The sequence below is a fragment of the Micromonospora echinaurantiaca genome (assembly GCF_900090235.1).
GTDB classification, from domain to species: Bacteria; Actinomycetota; Actinomycetes; order Mycobacteriales; family Micromonosporaceae; genus Micromonospora; species Micromonospora echinaurantiaca.
In genome coordinates this window covers 6,829,845-6,850,130 of sequence record NZ_LT607750.1, presented here as the reverse complement: position 1 = coordinate 6,850,130, position 20,286 = coordinate 6,829,845, and the positions used below count along the sequence as shown (strand labels likewise).

The following is a 20,286-nucleotide window of genomic DNA, read 5'->3' as shown; positions in this document are numbered from 1 at the left end:
GGCCCCCGTTACGGCCGGTCGAGCCCGCCGGCGGCGGTGTCCGGGCGGTGCAGCTCCCGGTCCGCGGCCGGGTCGATCGGCGTACCGCCGCTGTCGGCGCGGAAGCCGGTGCGGCCGACGGTGATGGTGCGCGGCGCCGGCCGGGCGGCCCGGGGCAGCCGCACCCGCAGCAGGCCGTGGTCCATCACCGCGTCGATGGCGTCGGGGTCCACCCGGGAGGGCAGGTCGACGCGGTACTCGAAGCCCCGGGTCTCGAAGCCGCCGGGGATGCCGTGGTCGGCGTTCACCTCGGCCTCGGTGCGGGCGCGGACGCAGAGTTCCCGGTCGTCCAGCTCCACGGCCACCTCCTCCGGCGCCACTCCGGGCAGCCGCACGACGACCTCCCAGCCGTCGTCGGTCTCGGCCAGCTCGACCTCCGGCGGGCCGGACCGACCGCCGACCAGTCGCCGCAGCTCGGTGCGGAGCGACTGCAGCTCGCCCATCGGGTCCCAGCCCTGCTGCCGTCCCCGCCAGCCGCGGCCGAACCCGCCGCCCTGTTCACTCATGCTCGCTCACGCTCGCTCATGCCAACGCCTCCCCTCGGTCGGCCACGGCCTGCCGCCCGGCCGCGCCGTGCCTGCTGATCCGTCCGTCGTGCCCGCTCATCGCGCCTCGCCGACCCGGGTGGACGCCGGGGACCGCAGCGAGCTGGGCGCGTTCAGGTCGGCGTCCCGGTCGACGCCGACGCCGAGCCGGTCGACCAGTTCGCCACCGAGCCAGGCGCTGATGCCGAGGATCGCCACGGCGACCACCTCGATCGCGATCAGCGCGCCACCGGCGGCCCGGGAGTCGGCGTTGAGCCGGACCACCCAGATCGCGGCGAAGAGCAGGATCACCGCGACGTTGGCGGCGGCGTGGGTGAGCGCCACCCGCTTGGCCCGGGTACCGGTCGGGATCGCCAGCAGGTCGAACGCGCCGGCCGCCGCGGCGAGCAGGCCACCGATCAACCCGACGGCGATGTTCCAGTACGCCACCTCGCCGAGGAAGTCCGGGCCGCCGACGGTGTCGACCACGTCGAAGAGGACCGCGGTGACCAGCAGGGCGACCGGGAACATGACCAGCATCGGGTGCACGGGGTGGCCCAGCACCTTGAGTCGGCTCTCCATCTCCGGGCCTCCACTGTCCGCCGGCGAGTGTGCTGAGGCGGTACCCCCGACACCTCGGGGCAAACCTCGCGCCGAGCCGCTGCCTAGGCTGTAACCGACGGCGCGTCCGGGACCGGGCCGCCACGGGGGTCGACGACGGGGAGGACGACGTGCTGGTGGAGATCACTTCGGCGGAGGAACTGCGCGAGCTGCTCGGCACACCGACCGCGCGGGCGGAGGGCAAGGAGCGGACCAGCCTGCACGAACGCGACCGGCAGTGGTTGGCGGCCTCGCCGTACTGCCTCGTGGCCACGGCCGGCGCGGACGGCAGCTGCGACGTCTCGCCGAAGGGCGACCCGCCCGGGTTCGCCCTGGTGCTGGACGACCGGACCATCGCCATCCCGGAGCGGCCGGGCAACCGGCGGGCGGACGGCTACCGCAACATCCTGGAGAACCCGCACGTCGGGCTGATCTTCCTGATCCCCGGCCGGACCGACACGCTGCGGATCAACGGCCGGGCCCGGCTGGTGCGTGACGCGCCCTGGTTCGACGACATGGTGGTCAAGGGGCACCGGCCGGTGCTCGCCGTGGTGGTGGAGATCGAGCAGATCTTCTACCACTGCGCGAAGGCGTTCCTCCGGTCCGAGCTGTGGCGGCCGGAGACCTGGCAGCCGGACGCGCTGCCGTCCCGGGCCCGGCTGGTCAAGGAGGTGGAGTACCCGGCTGCGGACCTCGCCGACCTGGAACGCCACTACGGCCCGGACTACGTCAAGAGCATCTACGCCTGACCTTCGACGCGCCGGCCGCGCCGTCCCGGATGCGGCCGGCGCCGCCGCTCCCCGTCGCTGCGCCTCCTGCAGGTGCCGCGTGCGTGATTGCTAAAGACATCTTTATAAAGATAGCTTTAGCGTATGTCGTTGTCCCGGGTGAAGCTGACCGACCCGACCGCCCTGCGCGGGTACGCCCACCCGCTGCGGATGACCCTCGTCGGCCTGCTTCGTCAGCACGGCCCGATGACCGCCACCCAGGCCGCCGCCCGGCTCGGCGAGAGCGTGCCGAGCTGCTCGTTCCACCTGCGCCAGCTGGCCAAGTACGGGCTCGCCGAGCGGGTGCCCGGCGCCGACGCCCGGGAGCGCCCGTGGCGGGCCACCGCACAGGTCACCTCGTGGGACGACGCCTCCGACGACCCGGTGCTGCGCGCCGCCACCGACGAACTGACGGCCACGCAGCTGGCCCAGTACACCCGGCGCGCCGAGGAGTTCCTCGCCCGGCGGGCCGACGAGCCGACGGCCTGGCGGGCGGTCACCGGGTTCAGCGACATGACGCTGCACCTCACCCCCGACGAGCTGGGCGAGCTGACCCGCCGGATCGACGCCCTGCTCGCCGAGTACGAGGACCGGCTCACCGATCCGGGCCGGCGGCCCGCCGGCAGCCGCAAGGTCAGCCTGATCCAGCTCGCGCTGCTGCCCGACCCGGCCCCCGCCGAACCGGAGCCGACCTCCGCCGAGCCGGCACCGGCGTCTGCCTCCGCCGAGCCGAGGCCGAAGCCGCCCACCGAGTCGACCCGGAAGCGGGTCGCCGCCGCGGCGAAACCGAAGCCGGGCGCGGCCGTCGAGCCGGAGCCGACCGCCACCTCCACCGACCGGAGCGACGACGGCGGCCCGCGATGAGCGGCACCGGCGCCCCGGTCGCGGCTCCGCCCGCCGGCCCGGCCCGCCGTGGCAGGCTGCCCTACCTGCCCCGGCTGCTGCGCGAGCGGGCGTTCCGCCGCTACTGGTCGGCGCAGACCGTGTCGTACTTCGGGGACGAGATCTCCACCCTGGCGCTGCCGCTGCTGGCCGTGCTCGGCACCGGCGCCGGGCCCGCCGAGATGGGCTACCTCACCGCCGCCCTGCTCGCCCCGAACCTGCTCTTCTCGCTGCTCGCCGGCGCCTGGGTCGACGGGTACCCGCACAAGCGGCGGGTCATGATCCTCACCGACCTCGGCCGGGCGCTGCTGCTCGCCACCGTGCCGGTGGCGTACCTGCTCGACCTGCTCGCCCTGCCGCAGCTCTATCTCGTCGCCTTCGGGATCGGCACGCTCGCCGTGCTCTTCGAGGTGGCCCGCGGGCCGCTCTTCGTGTCGCTGGTGCAGCGACGCGACTACGTCGACGCGAACACGCTGATCAACGGCAGCCGGGCGATGTCCCTGGTCGCCGGGCCGAGCATCGGCGGTGTGCTGGTGCAGGTGCTCACCGCGCCGATCGCCCTGCTCGCCGACGCGCTGTCGTACCTCGTGTCCGCGTACTTCCTGGCGCGGATCCGGCCGACGGAGCCGGCGCCGGCGCGCGGCGGCGGCCTGGGGATCGGCGCCGGGCTGAGCTTCCTCGCCCGGGTGCCGATGATGCGCGCGATCCTGCTCGGCACCACCACTGTCAACCTGTTCAACTTCATGTTCGCCGCGCTGTTCGTGCTCTACGCCACCCGGCAGCTGGGCCTGTCGCCGGGCATGCTCGGCCTGGTGCTCGGCGCGGGCGCGGTCGGCGGGCTGTGCGGGGCGGCGGTCACCGGTCGGCTGACCCGGCGCTTCGGCATCGGGCCGATGCTGGTGACCGGCTTCGTGCTCTTCCCCGCGCCGCTGCTGCTCGTGCCGCTCGCGGGTGGCCCCACGCCGCTGGTGCTCGGCATGCTCTTCGCCGCGGAGTTCCTCTGTGCCGTCGGGGTGATGCTGCTCGACATCGTCGCCGGCTCGGTGCAGACCGCGCTCACCCCGGACGCGATGCTGGCCCGGGTGACCGGGGCCCGGCGGACCGTCAACTACGGCATCCGGCCGATCGGCGCGCTGCTCGGCGGCGCGCTCGGCACCGCCCTCGGGGTACGCGAGGCGCTCTGGATCGCCACGGCCGGCGCGCTGACCGGGGTGCTCTGGGTGCTCTTCTCCCCCGTCCGCCGGCTACGCGACCTGCCCGAGCAGGCGACCTGACCCGAGCCGACGGCGCAGCGGCTCGGGAAGGGCCGCGGCCGGCCACGACGCAGGCCGCTCAGCACGAGCGATGGCGCTGGCCTCGAGCGGCAGCGGCTACCCGAGCAGGCGCATCGCATCGCCACCGTTCCCTCGGCGGTGCTGGTGACCGCACCGGTTGCCGGGGCCTTCTACCTTGATGGCGCCGCGGTCGGGGGCACTCGGTCGGCCCATCCCGCGGACCCCTCGCCAGAGCGACGCAGGAGGCCGTGTGAGAAGCAGGAAGTACGTCCCGGTGGCGGTGCCGGTCGCGATGGCCCTGGTGGCCCTCGCCGGTTGCGGCAGCGACGGTGACGCTGGGAAGGACTACGCGAACAAACTGACCAAGGCCGGGTTCGACTCGGTGCGGGTCTCCGCCGAGACGAAGACCTCCATGCGGAAGAACCGGAAGCGCAAGAGCACCGTCGCCTACGTCTTCACGTGGACCGTGAACACCGACGCGGACCCGACGAGCTGCGAGGTCACCCTCCGGCACCCCGCGTACAACTCGGACTCCCTCCGGGGCGACCACTGGAACATCGAGGAGGTCAACGACACCGACGTCGAGGGTTGGGGAGGCAACAGCCCGGGCCCCGACAAGGTGCGACAGTTGCTGCGGGAGCACAACTACGACTGCTGACCCGCCGCCGCACGGGCGGCCGGTCCCGGTCGGGCCGCCGTCCGCGCTCGACTGCCGGGCGCGACCCGGTGCGGGCCGACCCCACGTTCAGTCGAGCCAGCGGGCCTCGTCGCCGACGCGAACGGGACCGGGTGACTCGACGGCGGCGTACACGCCGAGGGTGTTGCCGAGTTCGCGGGCGACCCAGCGCAGCACCGCGCGGTCGTGCGGGACGCTCGGGGTCTCCTTGGTGATCATCACGCACCGGTCGCAGCCCTCGGTGAACCGCAGCCGCAGCGCGCCGATCGCCAGCCGGCGGCCGAGCCAGTCGTGCTCGGGGAAACCGGTCCCGGGCACGTCGTCCAGCACCAGGTTGGGCCGGAACCTGGTGGCGTCGATCGCGCTGTCGGGCAGCGCCCGGTCGAGGCTGCGTAGCGAGGTGGTGGTCAGGACGTGCAGCGCGGCGTCCGGCTGGTCCGGTCGGTGCCCGGCCAGGGTGACCTTGGCGTTGACCGCGGCGCTGAGCCGGGTGTCGGCGTCGGGCGCGTCGGAGCGGAACCGCTTGCCGTCCGGCAGGATCAGCTCGGCCACGTCCGCGCCCACCGCGACGGCCCGCACCCGCATGAGCCCCGGGACCGCACCGGCCCAGGTGACCTCGTCCCGCTCGTCGTGCACGGCGACGATCCGGTCGCCTTCGATGCCGTACGCGCCGACGGCGGCGGAGGCGAGGGGCTCGCCGCCCACCGACTTCACCGGATACCGCCACAGTTGATCGACCCGCATCCGGCCCCCATCGAGCGTCCTGGACGTGCCGTCCACGATCGTAGCCACGGCGGCGGTCGTCGGTTCGTTCCGCTGACGTGGATCTCCCCGTTCGTCTGTGGCATTCGGGTGCGACATCAGGCATCGCCGCCCGAGTGGTCGCCGGCGTTGCTGGCGATGTAGGCCGCGATGAGGTGAGCGGCGGCAGCCGTGAGGAGTGCGACGGTCAGGCCGGTGTGCATGAGGGGGGCCGCTGCCAGCGCGCCGACGCCTGAGGCGGTGATCTTGAGGCTGGCTCCGGTCGTGAAGACCTGGGTGCGCAGGTGGGTGGATGCCTCTTGGTGGCGGATCTGGATCAGCCCGGCGAGCTGGGGTCCGTCACCCGCGCCGATGACAACGGCTGCAAGGATCGCGGTGACCGGGTGCCCGGCCGCAGCGATCGCGATGCCGAGTCCGACCAGCACAGTGGCCCAGGTCAGGACTCGTCCCGGACGCTGTAGCGCTCCACGTCGATCGAGGAGAGCGTTCGATGCCAGAGCCGCTGCGGCCAGGACGGCCAGCAGGATCGCCCCGGCGGCGGGACTGCCGAATTGCTCCTGCCCGATCGCGGGGACGAGGACAGCGAACAGGCCGAAGCCGAAGCAGGCCACGCATGATGACCCGGTCGCGGCCCGCAGCCTGGGCTGGTGTGTGATCGCGGTGATGCCTCGGCGCAGGTCAGCCAGCGGATGAGGCGGACGGGTCTCCTCGTTGGGGTCCGCTTGCCGAAGGACGCGTGCGAAGGGCGCGCACGCGGTGCCCGCCCCGAGTAGGAGAAGGGTCAGGACCAGCGGTGCGTTCGACCCCGCGATCGCATACGCGGCACCGGCGAGGGCCGGGCTGACCAACCCGGCGAGGCTGTAGGAGCTCGCGTCGAAGACGGCCAACCGCTGCGCCCGAGCAGCATCGGGGTCGGTGAGCGACGCCGACCAGCCGCCCGCGACGGTCGGTCCGAAGAGACCGGCCATGACTGCGAACACCATGGCCAGTCCCCCTTGCCGGTGATACAGCGCGCCCCCAACCGCCGCGAGCCCGACCGTGAACGATGCCAGGGACAGGGCCAGGGGGCCGTTGGACCGAGCTCGGTCCAACCAGACCCCGAGCAGAGGACCGCCCACCGCTGCGGCGACGGCGAGGAGCCCGAACACGGCGGCGCCCTCATCGGGGTAGGAATCGCCGTAGGCGAACAGGAGGATCGCGGTGCCGGCCATCTCGTCCCCGGTGCGCGCCAGGAGGGCACCGAGCGGAGCCATGACAGCGTAACGCTTTATCACTCCGATTACGTTACATAGACTGGCGGCATGGCGATGTTCAAGGCGGGGGCGGAAGCCGCGGTACGGCGCTGCGCTGACGTGATCAACGCGGCCGACACTGATGACGCAAGCCTGTGCGCCGCCCTTGAGGCCCACGGGGAAGAGGTCTCGTCGTTGACGCCCGACGAGACTCGCCAACTGCGTGACGCCGCCGCCCGCCTTCGCCCAGTTGCCCGGGCCAGCTCACTCGAAGAGGCCTGCGCGCGACTGAACGAGGTACTCGCCGCCTGCCGGCCACCGCGGCTGACGGCACATCAGGACACCCCCTGGCACCTGCACGTCGACACCAGCGATGACGCCGACTGGGGCGAGTGGTTCACCGCCTCCTCGGCGATGGCCCTGGCCATCCTTGTCACCGAGACCCAGCAGCCACCCCTGGGCGTCTGCCAGGCACCGGGGTGCGACCGCGTCTACCCCACGCACAGCCCTGGACGCCCCCGCCGCTACTGCTCCACCACCTGTTCCTCACGCGCCCGCGTCGCCAGCCACCGCTCCCGCATCTAGCAAGCCATCCCGCCGCATCAATCGACATCCCCGGGCAGCACAGCTAGCGAAGGTGCTGGACGAGCTGGATCGGGTTGCCGTCCGGGTCGGCGGTCCAGGCGATCAGGAGCCGGTCGAGCCAGGTGTGCGGGGCGGCCAGGGCCGGAGCGCCGCCGGCGGTCAGCTCCGCGTACGCAGCGGCGGCGTCGTCGGTCCACAGGATCACCGCGGCCCGCTGGCCCTCCGGCACCGGGTCCAAGCCGTGGTCGTCCCGGGTGGACGCGACCGACGCGATACCGACCTTGTAGCCGTCGAGCACCAGGTCGACATGGATCGGCTCGCCCTCGGCCGGCACCCGGAAGGTCTCGGTGAACCCGAGCCGCGAGTAGAACGCCGCTGCGCGCGGGACGTCCTCGCTGAACAGGATGACCTGAGGGGTTCGGAACATCGGACGCCTCCTCGTCGACGAACCGGCTGCTATTCGGTCACCGGCAGGTCATGGAACCACCGCCGGGACGACGCGGGCACCAGCAGCAGGACGACGACCAGTGCCGCGACGACGATCTGGAGCAGCGTCGTCACACCGAGCCCGGTGAACGGCACGACGGCGTACACGGCGCCGGCGGTCGCGAAGACGGTCGTCCAGAACCGAGCCCGACCGCTGCCGCGCCACAGGCCGTACGCCAGGGCCAGGACGAGCAGCCCCACCACCAACCCGACCACGGTGGACGGACCGGTCGACGACATCGCCCCCAGCAGGATCGCGGTGGCCGCGAGCAGTATCGCGACGGCGGCCACGGCCACCGGCACCGGGACGCGTCGTCGGCTCTGCTCGATCATCGGCTCATGGTAGGTGTCGGTCGTCCCGTCCACCACCGCCGCCGGCCGCCGGATCGGCGGCCCGCGCCCGTCAGGACAGCGGTACGAGCACGGTCCGGCCGGACACGGTCGGGAGTGATGGGAACCGGCCGGGCCCGGTAGCGTCACGGCGTCGCCGACCAGGAGGACCGATGGTTCCCGCTCCCGTGTACCCGCCGCTCGTCCCGGACTACGCGGTGCCGGCGCTCACCGTGGCCGGGCTCGTCGTCGCGGTCGTGTCGATGGTCGTCTTCGTGTGGTTCTGTCTCGGGGCGCCGGGCGTCATTCGGAAGCACGGTCGGTTCCCGGCCGTGCTTCTCGTGGTGCCCGTGCTCGTGGCGGTGACCGCCGGCGGGGTCGCGTACCTCGCCGACCGCGCGGCGCATGCCCGCCACGACGAACTCGGCGCGGCGTGGTCGGCGCAGACGCGGCAGATCGAGGAGCGGACCATCACGGCCGTCGAGAACGCGTACGGGGTCGAGATCGTGCGGTACTGGTTCGTGCCCGACGAAGGGTCGGACCGGATCGAGGTGAAGTTTCCCGACGGGCGGATGGCGGACTGCAGGCTCACGGCGGCCGACGGCGTGCTGTCCCTCGAGTGCCCCGACGGCCGGTAACCGGCGATCTGGACGAGGCGGTCGCCGGCGGGATGGGACCTGCTGCGGGCCCGCGCGCTACCGAGGCCGGTCAGCCTTAGCCGCAGCGCGCTCATAGGCCAGGGCGAGCTCGGCGAGGACGCCGTCGGCACGTTGCGGATGGCCCTCGAGGTGGGTGGCGCGGAGTTCGTCCATGAACCGCTGCCACATGTCGGGACCGCCGGCGGCGAGAAGCTCGGCGCGGATCGACAGCTCGGGTGATGTGGGGAGCCATCGGGAGCCCCAGGCGCCGAGCTGCGCCATGACCGGAACGAGTTCGATCGCCGCCTCGGTGAGGCGATAGTCGATCTTCTGTCGGTGGCTCGGGTCGTCGTGCCGACTGAGCAGGCCCGCGTCCACGAGCTTCGACAGACGGCTGGCGAGGATGTTCGAAGCGATGCCTTCGATCGAATTCGTGAGTAGCTCACGAAAGTGCCGGTGGCCGCCGAACATGACATCCCGTAGCACGACCAGGCTCCATCGGTCGCCCAACAGTTCGGCGGTCAGATTGATCGGGCACCCCGACTTCCCGTCGGGCACGGGTAGACGCCCAACCCTTACTGCTTGCGACATGCAACCAGTGTAGTACGGTCCTACCGGTTGTAAGTTGCAATCGGAATTGCTCGGTGATTGCCCAAGGAGGATCCGTGCCGCAGCTGTTAAGGGTGCAGTGCTTCAACGTGTCGCGGGACGGGTTCGGTACCGGCGAGGGGCAGAGCCTGGAGCGACCCTTCGGCCACGCCGACCCGACTCCCCTGTTCTCCTGGCGCGCCGCTACCGCCAGCTTCGTGTACCGCACCGAACCCGGCGGCACTCGCGGCCTGGACGACTACCTGACCCGCGACCACGACCACAACATCGGCGCGGAGATCATGGGTCGGAACAAGTTCGGCCCCCAGCGCGGTCCCTGGGAGAACCACGATTGGCAGGGATGGTGGGGAGACAACCCGCCGTTCCACACCCCGGTCTTCGTCCTCACCCACTACGAACGCCCGTCGTTCACCCTGTCTGACACCACGTTCCACTTCCTCAACGCCAGCCCGGCCGAGGCGCTGGCCCGTGCCAAGGAAGCCGCCGCCGGTCGGGACGTACGCCTCGGTGGTGGAGTCGCCACCATCCGCGAGTTCATCGAGGCCGATCTGGTCGACACCATGCACATCGCCGTCGCACCCGTCGACCTCGGCCGAGGTGAACGGCTGTGGGACAGCCACACCGATCTGCTCGACCGCTTCCACCTGGAGTCGGTGCCGAGCGCCAGCGGAGTCACTCACCTCCTGTTCTGGAGGCGATGACCAACGGTCCGCCGCTCAGACGGTGTGCACCAGCCGGTCCGCGGAGTCCACCACCGCCGATCGTTGTCCGACTTCGGGCAGCGGCTCGTTCGCGCGTTCGTATCCGACCAGCAGCGCGGTGGTGGAGGTCTTCGCGCCGGACAGGATCGCGCTCACCAGTTTGTCCCGCAACGGCCCGGGAAACGCGAACTCAGCACGCGGAAGATCATCTAATCCCATCCGGAGAGGGTACGGGAACCGGACAGCCACGTACGGGGCACCGAGACCTCGACAACGCTGGTAGCCGGCCGACCTCAGGTCGTCTGCTGCATGACGGCCTGCCGGTTCGCTCGCACCACCGGCTCCTGGATCTGGGCAGGCTTTCTCTCTGCCGGCTGCCATATGTGAATCAGCGGTGGAGAGTCGACGCCTCGGCACCGCGACCGCTGCGACCGGCACCGCCGGCGGGCGGCGTGCTCGACTCGAGAAACGGCGAAGCCCAGGCCGTTGACCTGGACTTCTGCACTGAGCCGCCTGACGGAATCGAACCATCGACCTACGCATTACGAGATCAAAATGGGCGACCCGCCGACCTGGGCACATGGTGGTCTAGCAGCGGAAACGCCTTCCGACATCTCTCACCGCTCCCCCACTGTCCGTGGGCCTCATGCGGACTGGATGCGGACCGCCCGCTGTCGGGGCGGCCCGCAGCGCCAGCCTGAGAATCGCACAAGATTGGGTCGATGCACGCGTTCCCCTCGTCGACACGGATCCCCGTTGGCCTGGTTCGACCCCTGGTGACACCGGCTTGTGGCTCGCGAGTGGCCCGCCGGCCGGGATGCCGCGCAGAAGCCTGCTCCCGGGGGCCTACGATTTCGGACGCACCGCCTCGCGCCGCGCCTCTCGGCGAAGCAGGGCGGTGGAGAGGACGGCAGCGGCCACGCATAAGCCCCCCGGTACCGAAAGAAAACCTCGCTGCTGCTGCGCCTTCAAGTGCAGGTACTGAGCCTTGCTGATGACCGTCCACTGGCCATGGTTTTGCACGGCGTACGTTCCGGCACCCAGCTCCTTCACACTCGAACCCATATAGAAAGCTCCGACCACCCAGAAGCCGACGAACAGCAGCAAGCTCGCGATGAGCAACCAACCTGGCATCGTTTCGCGCAACAGACGCCACAACCAGTAGCCGCTCGTTGCCGCCCTGCCGGTCTCTCTGATCTCGAGACGTCGGGCTGCGAAGACTGTGACGCCAAGGACCGGCAGCGCCAGCAGAAATGCCGACATCACGATGGGTGTGGGCAGCGGGATTCCTCCCAGCAGCGTCGATGCTGCCAGCAGGCCCGCGCACCAGACGATCTCGGCCAGCGCAATCCGACGAACCCACCTCATGGTCGGAGAAGCTACAGCAGGTGGACAACCTCGCGCGTACCCAGGCGCGCGCCGCCGATGGCCCACTCCGAACTCTGTCTTGCAAAGATCAAGACTGGTGTCGGCCGATGTCGAGCGATGCGGTGTCGGTGAAACGCCGACGTAACCAAGGAGGAGTGGGCATGGTCCCGAACACGATCAAGGTTCCGGTTCCGTTCGACTACGTCTTCCCGCACGGTGCGCTGTGTCTGGGTGTGGAGCCGGTGACGGACTTCGACAAGCGCGGTCAGGGTGACGACCAGGCCCGCGGACTGGCACCGCCAGCGGCGGCGTTGTCGACCTCGGGAAACGGCGAAGCCCAGGCCGTTGACCTGGGCTTCTGTGCCGAGCCGCCTGACGGAATCGAACCGTCGACCTACGCATTACGAGTGCGTCGCTCTAGCCGACTGAGCTAAGGCGGCAACGATCGTCAAGTGTACGGCACCCGACCGGCCCCGGCCGAACGGGATGCCCCACCCCGCCCGGGCGACCGGGACACCCGGCACGTTCCGTACGTTCGCCGGACAGCGATGCCGGCCGGGCGGGACTACGCTGCGGCGGGTGACCGACGATCACCCCCCGGTGCCCGCCCCGGACGACCCGCACGGCAGCGAGGCGGCGGGCGGGCGGCCCGCCCGCCGGCCACGCTCGACCGACCCGCTGGAGCTGGGCTTCACCCCGCGCAAGCCGGTGCCGTGGCTCGCGCCGTTCCTGCTGATCAGCACCGGCATCCGTACGCTGCTGGCGATGCTCTTCGGGGCGTACCTGGACAAGCGGGAGCTGCAGAACTCGCTCGAGGCCCGGATCGAGCGGCAGGTCGGGCCGGACGGCGGGCTCTGGCTGGACTACGTGGCCGACCTGGGCGACGGCTTCAACGCCACCTACTCGGTGGCGTACCTGCTCGCGCAGCCGGAGCTGGAGGTGGACGGGCACCGGCTGCCCCGGGCGCAGACCCTGGTGATGGGGGGCGACCAGGTCTACCCGTCGGCCGCCTTCGAGGCGTACGAGGACCGCTGCAAGGGGCCCTACCAGGCCGCGCTGCCGGGCACCCCGCCCGAGCGGCCCACCCTCTTCGCGGTGCCCGGCAACCACGACTGGTACGACGGGCTGACCGCCTTCCTGCGGCTCTTCGTCCGGTCCCGGGACCGGCACTTCGGCGGCTGGGCGACCGGGCAGTCCCGGTCCTACTTCGCCGTCGAGTTGCCCGCCGACTGGTGGCTGCTCGGCCTCGACGACCAGTCCGGCTCGTACCTGGACGACCCGCAGCTGACCTACTTCGACACGGTGGCCGAGAAGCTGGGCCCGCAGAGCAGGGTGATCGTGGCCGTGCCGGCCCCGACCTGGGTCAAGGCCGTCGACCACCCCACGGCGTACGACTCGATCGACTACTTCATCCGGACCATCGTGGCGCCGACCGGGGCGCAGGTGCGGCTGCTCATCTCCGGCGACCTGCACCACTACGCCCGGTACGCCGGCCCGGACCGTCAACTGATCACCTGCGGCAGCGGCGGCGCGTACCTCTACCCGACGCACAAGCTCCCGGAGCGAATCGAGGTGCCGCCGCGGGACACCCTGGCCCGGCGGGCCAGCCCGAGCCGCCCGTACGACCTGGCCGGCCGTTACCCGGACGCGGCCCGCTCCCGGCGCTACGCCTGGGGCATCTTCCCCCGGCTGCCGTTGCGCAACCCCGGCTTCACCACCCTGCTCGGCACCCTGCACACGCTGCTGATGCTCGCCATGGTGGGGGTGGTGGAGAACCGCAGCGGCACCGAGCAGCGGCTGTTCAGCCTGCCGCTGGTGCTGATGCTGCTGGTGACGCTGCTCGGCGCGGCCTTCTTCGCCAAGCCGCCCAGCTCCGGCGGCAAGCGGCACGCCCGGCACTGGATCCTCGGCGTCGGTCACGGGCTGGCGCACATCGGGCTGGCCGCCGCCGGCACCTGGGGCTGGCTGGCGCTGCCCTTCCAGGAGTGGCCGTGGCCGCTGCCGGTGGTCGCCGCGGCGGTGCTGTACGGGCCGGTGAGCGGGCTGGTGGCGAGCCAGTTGGTGGCCGCGTACCTGCTGGTGGCGGGGGCGTTCGGGGTGAACGTCAACGAGCTCTTCGCCGGCCAGGGCATCGAGGACTCGAAGGCGTTCCTCCGGCTCCGCATCGACCCCGACGGCACCCTGACGATCTACCCGATCGCGGTGGACCGCGTCGCCCGCGACTGGCAGGTCAACCCCGACCAGTCCCCCCAAGCCTCCTGGCTAACCCCCAAACCCTCCCTAACCCCCCACCTAGCCGAACCCCCCATAACCCTCCGCTGACCCCGGTCCCCGGCGACCAGCGCGTTGATCATGAGGTTAGCGGCGCAATCCGCGATCAACTTCGCCGCCAACTCCATGATCAACGCGGAGTGGGGAGACCGTTACCTGGCGGCGTGGGTGGTGAGGCGCGGGGGTCAGGGCGCGGTGTTCTCCGGGTTCGGCTGGTTGCGGGTGTCGTAGGCGCGGCGGGAGCCGCAGACGTCGGCGCGGGAGCACATGGAGCGCGAGCCGTCGGCGTCGAGCCGCACGAGCACCGCGTCTCTTGGCACGCTGTGCCCGACCACCCGACCGCCGCCCTGCGGTGTGGTGACCCGCTCGCCGGTCGCCGGCGCGGACTCCTGAAATTTTTGATACAGGGGATGTTCATACTTCAGGCAACACATGAGCCGGCCGCACGCCCCCGAGATGCGCAGCGGGTTGAGCGGCAGGTCCTGGTCCTTGGCCATCCGGATGGTGACCGGCTCGAAGTCGGTGAGGAAGGTGGCGCAGCACAGGTCCCGGCCGCAGGAGCCGATGCCACCCTGCACCCGCGCCGAGTCGCGGGCGGAGAGCTGGCGCAGCTCGACCCGGCAGTGCAGGGTCGCGCCGAGGTCGCGGACCAGCGACCGGAAGTCCACCCGGTGCGGGGCGGTGAAGTAGATGGTGCTTCGTTCGCCGCCGCCTTCACCTCCGCCGAGCACGTGGTCGACGGCCACCACCTTCATCGGCAGCCCGTGCTCCCGGATCAGCCGCTTGGCGGCGACCTTCGCCTCGGCCTTGCGGCGGCGCAGCGCCTCGTCGCGGCGCAGGTCCTCCTCCTGGGCCAGGCCGGCCAGCCTCGGGAAGCCGGCGGTGTCCTCGGCGACCCACTGGGCGGCCCAGACGCACTCGGCCACCTCGGGGCCGTCGTCGGTGGGCACCAGCACCTTGTCGCCCACCTGCGGGCTCAGCTCGCCCGGGTCGAGGTAGTAGAGGCGCCCGTACCGCTGGAAGCTGACCGCGCAGAGCATGCCCATGGCTCCCACCCTACGACGGTCGCCGCACCCTGGCCCGTCCCGGGAGTCGTCGACCGACTACACCGTGCAGCCATTCATGTTCGTCGACTCGACCGATGCCCCGCCCATCTCGTCGTGCCGTTGATGCTCGCCCGGACGGCTGAATCCTGCCGCGGGTGGGGGACAAACGCTTTCCGGAAGCGTTGAGTGAAGACAGACCTGCGGGGGGTGCAGGGGGAAAGGCCACGGCGTCGCCGCCGGAGCCCGATCGAACGGGGCTCCCGAGCGCGACGCCGTGTGCCGTGCACCCGCCGGCCCATCCGAATTCCTCACTCGCCGGCCCCGGCCGGCAATGCCGCGACCCGCCCGCGACCCGCCACCACGGCGGCGTCCAGGTTCGTGGCGAGCACCTGGCCGCTGGCGTCCTTGCCGGCGGTCCGGCCCCGCGAGGAGCGACCGGCAACCCGCCGCCGGGCATTCCAGCCCCACCGTCGGCCGGGATCAGCGGGCCGTCACCAGCCGACCCGGGTGGGGCTGTCGTAGCGGGTGCGCTCGACCACCGGCGCCCGCCAGCGGGACTCGGCCAGGCTCGGCCCCCACTGGCGCAGCAGCGTCTCCGCGCCGTCGTACGCGACGCAGAGCACGGCGAGCACCCGGGTGGCGATCTCGGCCGCCGCCACCGCGCCGGAACCGGTCGGCCGAGGTTGGTTCACCGCACCGGGCAGCGCGGTCGCCGCGACCACGGTCACCGCCTCGGCCGAGCGGAGCACGTCGGCCAGCGCCCGGGCCAGGGTGAGTCGGCTGCCCTCCACCCAGTCGGCCAGGGCGTCGGCGTAGCCGGCCGTCGACTCCAGCCGCCCGACCAGGCTCTCCGGCCCCTCGTCGAGGTGGCGCAGCAGGGCCGTGCGCGCCTGCCCGTACCCCCTGGCGGCCGGCCCCGACCAGAGGACCGGGTCGGTCAGCGCGGCGCCGACCTCGTCGTACGCCCGGACGTGCCGGCGCACGGCGTGGCCGGCGGTGGCCAGCGGCGCGGGACTCAGGTCGAGGAAGCCGCGGACCGCCTCCCCGGGAAGCACCTGCATCCGGCGCAGCAGCGGCCAGACCGGGTGCCCCTCCGGCGCCCCGGCGGCGAGCAGCGTGTCGACCCGGCGCAGCAGGTCGAGGCCGGGCTCGGCGAGCCGGTCGAGCGCGTCCATCACGCCTCCCCGGTCAGCCGGCGGCGGGCCGCGTCGTCGGCGGCGCGGTAACCGTCGGCGGCGCCCCGCACGGCGGTGGCGGCCTCGGCCAACCGGGCGGCGGCGGCGTGCGCCTCGCGGGCCCGGTCGGTGGTGGCGGCGACCCACTGCCGGTGCAGCGCCCGGCCGATCTCGCCGGGGCGGCCGGGCGCGTCGGCGCCGAACGCGGCCTGCGGCGGGTCGCCGACGGTGACCGTGCGGGAGAGGGCGGCCAGGGTGGCACCGGCCTCGTCGAGGCGGCTGGCGAGGGCGCGCAGCGTCTCCACGTCAGGCCCCCGCCAGCGGCCGGTAGGCGGTGAACGTCTCGTTGTGCAACTTCTCCCGAGCCCACTGGGCCGCGTCTGCCGCCGCGGTGACCGCGGCCTGCACGGAACCGGCGACGTCGCGCGGGTGACGGGTGTGCAGCGGGCCGAGGAACCGCACGTCGGTGATCCGCCCACCGGCAGTCACCACCACCTCGACCAACCCGTCCGGCGACCGGACGGTGACCTCGACCGTCGACACCGCCTGGTCGAACTCGGCCTGCAGGGACTCGATCCGGCGGTAGCGCCGCACCGCCTCCTCGATCCAGGCCTCGTCGATCTCCCCCCGTGGCATCGGCGGGCTCCTCCCCGGAACAGTCATCACTCTGCGTGCCGCCACCGTCACGGCACACCGGACCGTACCGCACAGCAATCGCACCTGTCGATGCCTGTGGACGACCGGTCCGGCGCGCGGGACCACGCCCCGACCGGCAATCCTCGGGGAGGTCAGCCCTTCCAGAGGGCGAGCATCATCGCCTCGACGGCGATCCGGGGCTTCACGTTCGCCTCGATCGCCGCCCGGCAGGCCAGCACGGCCTCCAGCCGGCGCAGCGCACCCTCGGCCTCCCACTTCCGGGCGCCGGCCTCGGCCACGGCGGCGGTGTCGGTGTGCACCGGCGCGACCGGGGCGCCGAGCGCCTTGGTGAGCGCGTCCCGGTAGAACCCGGCCAGGTCGACCAGCGCCCGGTCCAGCGCGTCCCGCTGGGCCCGGGTGGCCCGCGACTTCTGCCGTTTCTCCAGGTCCTTGAGCTGCCCGGCGGCGCCCCGCAGGGCGCCCGCCACACCCCGGCCGGTGCCGCCGGCGCCGAGCGCGGTCTCCAACGCGGCCCGTTCCGCCGCGTCGGCCTCGGCCACCGACGCCTCGGCCTCCGCCTCGGCCGCCTCGATCAGCGCGGACGCCGCGTCGAAGGCGGCACCCACCCCGGTGAGCCGGCGCGGCACCGCCAGCACCGCCTCCCGCCGGCCGCGGGCCTCCGGGTCGCGGGCCAGCCGCCGGGCCCGCCCCACATGCCCCTGGGCGGCCGCCGCCGCCCACGCCGCCACGTCGGGCGCGATGCCGTCCCGGCGCACCAGCACCTCGGCCACCGCCTCGGCCGGCGGCTGCCGCAGCGGTACGACCCGGCAGCGCGACCGGATCGTCACCGAGATGTCGTCCGGGTGGGTGGACGGGGCGCAGAGCAGGAAGACCGTCCGGGGCGGCGGTTCCTCGACCGCCTTGAGCAGGGCGTTGCCGGCCGCCTCGGTGAGCCGGTCGGCGTCCTCGATGATCACCACCTGCCAACGGCCGCCGGACGGCGTGCTGGCGGCCCGCAGCACCAGGGCGCGCATCTCGCCGACGCCGATCGAGAGCCCCTCCGGCACCACCAGCCGTACGTCGGCGTGGGTGCCCGCCATGGTGGTGTGGCAGCCCGGGCACTCGCCACAGCCGGTGCCGTACGCGCACTGCAGCGCGGCGGCGAAGGCGCGGGCGGCCACCGACCGACCCGATCCCGGCGGCCCGGTGAAGATCCAGGCGTGCGTCATCCCCGCACCGGGATCGCCCGCCGGACCCGGGACGGCCCCGGCGTCGGCCTCCTCGACCAGGGCGGCAAGCTCGTCGTCGGCGGGGTCGGGCACCGCCCCGGCGGCGGGGACGCGCAGCACGGCGGCCGCCGCCGCGGCGGCCCGGCGCAACGTCTCGACCGCCTCGTCCTGCCCGACCAGATCGGCGAAGACGTCCGGCATCAGGTCCGATGCTCCATCGTCACCAGCTCCGTTTCGGATAACTCCGGCTGCACCGAAGTGTCCGGCCCCTGCGCCGGGCGCGGGTGCACGATGCCGCCGGGGGCGCCGAGCAGCTCCTCCACCCGGCGGGCCACCTGCTCGGCGATCTGCTCGATCGGCCGGGACGCGTCCAGCACCAGGTAGCGCTTCGGGTCGGCGGCGGCGAGGTCGAGGAAGGCGTACCGGACCCGCTCGTGGAAGGCGACCGACTCGGCCTCCACGTGGTCGGCCTCCTCGTTGCGCTGCGCCACCCGGGACAGGCCGGTACGCGGGTCGACGTCGAGCAGCACCACCAGGTCGGGCTTGAGCCCGCCGGTGGCCCAGGAGGAGAGCCAGGAGACCTCGTCGACCGGCAGCGTCCGCCCCGCCCCCTGGTACGCCAGGGACGAGTCGACGTACCGGTCGCTGATCACCACCGCGCCCCGGGTCAGCGCCGGCCGGACCACGGTGGCGACGTGGTGCGCCCGGTCGGCGGCGTAGAGCAGCGCCTCGGCGCGCGGCGACGGCACGTCCGAGCCGGGCGCGCCGAGTAGCAGCGAACGGATCCGCTCGCCGACCGCGGTGGCCCCGGGCTCCCGGGTGACAATCACGTCACGCCCCTGCCCGCGCAGCCGCTCGGCGAGCGTGCCGAGCTGGGTGGACTTGCCGGCGCCCTCGCCGCCCTCGAAGACCACGAAGAGCCCGGCGGAGACGAACGGCTCGGCCGGCATCAGCGGGCGGCCCCGGATCGAGCCCCACAGGTCGGCCAGGACCGGTACGCCCTTCTTGTCGTCCATCTGACCGAACGCGCTGATCCCGGCGAAGATGCCGGCCGCACCCGCGGCGAGCAGCAGCAACCGGGTGGACGAGATGGAGACGCCCAGGTCGGCGATCTCCAGCTTGCGGGAGCCGCCGACACCGGCGAGCAGGCTGCTCAGGCCGATGGCCAGGATCAGCACCAGCCGGGTGCCGATCTGCACCACGGCGAAGACTCGGCCGCGCACCTCGTCGGCGATCTCGCCGCCGAGCAGGGTGGTGCCGGAGAGGAAGGCCATCCCGGCGCCCGCGCCGACCAGGACCGCGCCGACCATCGCCATCGACAGGTGGATGGCGAAGGCCAGCGTCATCACCGCCGCGCTGGCCAGCACGATGCTCATGCCGAACCAGCGGCGGCGGGACATCTCCTTGACGATCATCGGGCCCAGGCCGATGCCGAGCGCCAGGCCGATGAAGATGGCGCCGAAGAGCAGGTAGAAGGCGGCGTCGCCGGCGCCCAGCGAGGTGGCGAAGAACTTGGCGGTGCCGATCACGATGCCGCCGCCGGCGAAGGCGCCGAAGATGCCGAGCACCAGGCCGCGCACGAGCGGGGTCTGCCCGATGTAGCGCCAGCCCTCCTTGAACTGGCGCAGCATGCTCTGCTCGGTGCGGCCCTGCTCGTCGGCCTGCCCGTGGCTGATCTCCCTGATGCCGTACGCGACCACCAGTGCGGTGGCCAGCCGGGAGAGCGCGTTGAACCAGAGCGCCAGTTGGGCCGGCTCGGCCCAGTCCGGCGTCGCACCCCCGGTGGCCGCCCGCACGGCACCGTCGAGCGCGGCGAGGATCAGCGCGGCGAGGACCGGCGTCAGGCCGTACGTGGTGATCAGCGTGAGCTGGTTGGCGGCCTCCAGCCGGGCGCGCGGGATCAGGTTGGGGACCGCGGCCTCCTTGGCCGGGATCCACAGCAGGGTGAGCGACTCGATCAGGAAGGTGGCGATCGCCGCCCAGCCGACCACCACCCCGCCGGGGGCGCCGAGCAGCGCGACCAACGGGATCGAGGCGAAGAGCAGGAAGCGCAGCACGTCGCAGATGACCATCGTCCAGCGCCGGTCGAAGCGGTCGGCGAGCACGCCGGCGATCGGGCCGAGCACCAGCGCCGGCAGCAGCCGGATGGCGATGACGCCACCGAAGGCGGCACCCTTGGCGGTGCTTCCCTGGACCTGGGCGGCGGCGAAGACCGACGTGGCGAGCAGGCCGAACCAGTCACCGAAGGACGCCGCGCCGAGCACGATCCAGAGCCGGCGGAACGGCCGGATCCGCAGCACCGAGCGGATGCCCGCGTAGCCGGACAGGTCGGCACCGGGCTTCTCGGCGGCGCCGCCGGACTTGTTCGAGGACGGCGACACGCCGGGCGACTCGCCGTTGAACTCGCTTTCGATGGCCGTACCTCCACGTGCCGGCCCATCGCTGGGCATCCCCGG

22 protein-coding genes, 1 tRNA gene and 1 pseudogene are annotated in these 20,286 nt (G+C 72.6%); 8 read left to right on the top strand and 16 right to left on the bottom strand.

What is annotated here, in order from left to right; all coding sequences use genetic code 11:
- Window positions 1-8 precede the first annotated feature (8 nt).
- Both GA0070609_RS31150 and GA0070609_RS31145 read right to left on the bottom strand, forming a co-directional pair.
- Window positions 9-545: an Hsp20/alpha crystallin family protein gene (locus GA0070609_RS31150; RefSeq protein ID WP_088997090.1), complete on the bottom strand. Its 537-nt coding sequence runs from the start codon at window positions 543-545 to the stop codon at window positions 9-11.
- A gap of 96 nt (window positions 546-641) precedes the next feature.
- Window positions 642-1,145 carry a DUF2231 domain-containing protein gene (locus GA0070609_RS31145; protein WP_088997089.1) on the bottom strand — a complete coding sequence of 168 codons (504 nt, stop codon included), beginning with the start codon at window positions 1,143-1,145 and terminating at the stop codon, window positions 642-644.
- A 149-nt stretch (window positions 1,146-1,294) separates the two neighbouring features.
- Here GA0070609_RS31145 and GA0070609_RS31140 point away from each other — a divergent pair, with 149 nt between their 5' ends.
- The 4 genes from GA0070609_RS31140 (at window position 1,295) to GA0070609_RS31125 (ending at window position 4,744) form a co-directional block, all read left to right on the top strand.
- A complete protein-coding gene (locus GA0070609_RS31140; protein ID WP_088997088.1) occupies window positions 1,295-1,912 on the top strand; it encodes a pyridoxamine 5'-phosphate oxidase family protein in 618 nt (205 codons plus the stop codon).
- A gap of 123 nt (window positions 1,913-2,035) precedes the next feature.
- Window positions 2,036-2,794 (top strand): winged helix-turn-helix domain-containing protein, encoded by a 759-nt coding sequence (locus GA0070609_RS31135; protein ID WP_088997087.1) that lies wholly within the window; start codon window positions 2,036-2,038, stop codon window positions 2,792-2,794.
- Window positions 2,791-4,086: an MFS transporter gene (locus GA0070609_RS31130; RefSeq protein ID WP_088997086.1), complete on the top strand. Its 1,296-nt coding sequence runs from the start codon at window positions 2,791-2,793 to the stop codon at window positions 4,084-4,086. The genes GA0070609_RS31135 and GA0070609_RS31130 overlap by 4 nt, the downstream gene beginning before the upstream one ends.
- 250 nt (window positions 4,087-4,336) lie before the next feature.
- Entirely contained in the window at window positions 4,337-4,744 is a 408-nt protein-coding gene (locus GA0070609_RS31125) for a hypothetical protein (protein WP_157748341.1), read from the top strand.
- 87 nt (window positions 4,745-4,831) lie between these two features.
- Here the strand turns inward: GA0070609_RS31125 and GA0070609_RS31120 are convergent, their stop codons facing one another.
- Both GA0070609_RS31120 and GA0070609_RS31115 read right to left on the bottom strand, forming a co-directional pair.
- Entirely contained in the window at window positions 4,832-5,506 is a 675-nt protein-coding gene (locus GA0070609_RS31120; protein WP_088997084.1) for an MOSC domain-containing protein, read from the bottom strand.
- A gap of 116 nt (window positions 5,507-5,622) precedes the next feature.
- The gene (locus GA0070609_RS31115) at window positions 5,623-6,777 is read right to left on the bottom strand and encodes an MFS transporter (protein ID WP_157748339.1); all 1,155 of its coding nucleotides are present in this window, start codon (window positions 6,775-6,777) and stop codon (window positions 5,623-5,625) included.
- 48 nt (window positions 6,778-6,825) lie between these two features.
- Here GA0070609_RS31115 and GA0070609_RS31110 point away from each other — a divergent pair, with 48 nt between their 5' ends.
- A complete protein-coding gene (locus GA0070609_RS31110; RefSeq protein ID WP_088997082.1) occupies window positions 6,826-7,341 on the top strand; it encodes a CGNR zinc finger domain-containing protein in 516 nt (171 codons plus the stop codon).
- Window positions 7,342-7,384: 43 nt separating this feature from the next.
- Here the strand turns inward: GA0070609_RS31110 and GA0070609_RS31105 are convergent, their stop codons facing one another.
- Complete coding sequence (locus GA0070609_RS31105; RefSeq protein ID WP_088997081.1) at window positions 7,385-7,768, bottom strand: VOC family protein; 384 nt, start codon at window positions 7,766-7,768, stop codon at window positions 7,385-7,387.
- A gap of 29 nt (window positions 7,769-7,797) precedes the next feature.
- Window positions 7,798-8,160, bottom strand: a complete 363-nt coding sequence (locus tag GA0070609_RS31100; protein WP_157748338.1) for a hypothetical protein — start codon at window positions 8,158-8,160, stop codon at window positions 7,798-7,800.
- A gap of 170 nt (window positions 8,161-8,330) precedes the next feature.
- Here GA0070609_RS31100 and GA0070609_RS31095 point away from each other — a divergent pair, with 170 nt between their 5' ends.
- On the top strand, window positions 8,331-8,795 hold the full coding sequence (locus GA0070609_RS31095; RefSeq protein ID WP_157748337.1) for a hypothetical protein: 465 nt from the start codon (window positions 8,331-8,333) through the stop codon (window positions 8,793-8,795).
- Window positions 8,796-8,852: 57 nt separating this feature from the next.
- On the opposite strand, the gene GA0070609_RS31090 is transcribed toward GA0070609_RS31095, so the two are convergent.
- Window positions 8,853-9,386 (bottom strand): winged helix-turn-helix transcriptional regulator, encoded by a 534-nt coding sequence (locus GA0070609_RS31090; RefSeq protein ID WP_088997078.1) that lies wholly within the window; start codon window positions 9,384-9,386, stop codon window positions 8,853-8,855.
- 74 nt (window positions 9,387-9,460) lie between these two features.
- Here GA0070609_RS31090 and GA0070609_RS31085 point away from each other — a divergent pair, with 74 nt between their 5' ends.
- Window positions 9,461-10,105 carry a dihydrofolate reductase family protein gene (locus GA0070609_RS31085; protein WP_088997077.1) on the top strand — a complete coding sequence of 215 codons (645 nt, stop codon included), beginning with the start codon at window positions 9,461-9,463 and terminating at the stop codon, window positions 10,103-10,105.
- Between the two features lie 18 nt (window positions 10,106-10,123).
- Here GA0070609_RS31085 and GA0070609_RS31080 read toward each other — a convergent pair.
- From GA0070609_RS31080 to GA0070609_RS31070, 3 genes and pseudogenes are all read right to left on the bottom strand, one after another.
- Window positions 10,124-10,324: pseudogene (locus tag GA0070609_RS31080) on the bottom strand (ASCH domain-containing protein); the annotation flags it as partial.
- A 627-nt stretch (window positions 10,325-10,951) separates the two neighbouring features.
- A complete protein-coding gene (locus tag GA0070609_RS31075; protein ID WP_088997076.1) occupies window positions 10,952-11,473 on the bottom strand; it encodes a hypothetical protein in 522 nt (173 codons plus the stop codon).
- Between the two features lie 366 nt (window positions 11,474-11,839).
- A tRNA-Thr gene (locus tag GA0070609_RS31070) sits at window positions 11,840-11,913 on the bottom strand.
- A 139-nt stretch (window positions 11,914-12,052) separates the two neighbouring features.
- Between GA0070609_RS31070 and GA0070609_RS31065 the strand changes: the two genes are divergently transcribed.
- The gene (locus tag GA0070609_RS31065) at window positions 12,053-13,795 is read left to right on the top strand and encodes a metallophosphoesterase family protein (RefSeq protein ID WP_408630617.1); all 1,743 of its coding nucleotides are present in this window, start codon (window positions 12,053-12,055) and stop codon (window positions 13,793-13,795) included.
- A gap of 134 nt (window positions 13,796-13,929) precedes the next feature.
- On the opposite strand, the gene GA0070609_RS31060 is transcribed toward GA0070609_RS31065, so the two are convergent.
- The 6 genes from GA0070609_RS31060 to tmk all read right to left on the bottom strand — a co-directional run bounded on the left by GA0070609_RS31060 (window position 13,930) and on the right by tmk (window position 20,280).
- Window positions 13,930-14,790, bottom strand: a complete 861-nt coding sequence (locus GA0070609_RS31060) for a PSP1 domain-containing protein (protein ID WP_088997075.1) — start codon at window positions 14,788-14,790, stop codon at window positions 13,930-13,932.
- 491 nt (window positions 14,791-15,281) lie between these two features.
- A complete protein-coding gene (locus GA0070609_RS31055) occupies window positions 15,282-15,965 on the bottom strand; it encodes a hypothetical protein (RefSeq protein ID WP_088997074.1) in 684 nt (227 codons plus the stop codon).
- The gene (locus tag GA0070609_RS31050; RefSeq protein ID WP_088997073.1) at window positions 15,965-16,270 is read right to left on the bottom strand and encodes a hypothetical protein; all 306 of its coding nucleotides are present in this window, start codon (window positions 16,268-16,270) and stop codon (window positions 15,965-15,967) included. Before GA0070609_RS31050 ends, GA0070609_RS31055 begins: the two co-directional genes overlap by 1 nt.
- A gap of 1 nt (window position 16,271) precedes the next feature.
- Complete coding sequence (locus GA0070609_RS31045) at window positions 16,272-16,601, bottom strand: YbaB/EbfC family nucleoid-associated protein (protein ID WP_088997072.1); 330 nt, start codon at window positions 16,599-16,601, stop codon at window positions 16,272-16,274.
- Window positions 16,602-16,753: 152 nt separating this feature from the next.
- Window positions 16,754-18,031, bottom strand: a complete 1,278-nt coding sequence (locus GA0070609_RS31040; protein WP_088997071.1) for a DNA polymerase III subunit delta' — start codon at window positions 18,029-18,031, stop codon at window positions 16,754-16,756.
- Window positions 18,031-20,280 (bottom strand): dTMP kinase, encoded by a 2,250-nt coding sequence (gene tmk / locus GA0070609_RS31035; protein WP_269459264.1) that lies wholly within the window; start codon window positions 20,278-20,280, stop codon window positions 18,031-18,033. The genes GA0070609_RS31040 and tmk overlap by 1 nt, the downstream gene beginning before the upstream one ends.
- Window positions 20,281-20,286: the final 6 nt, after the last annotated feature.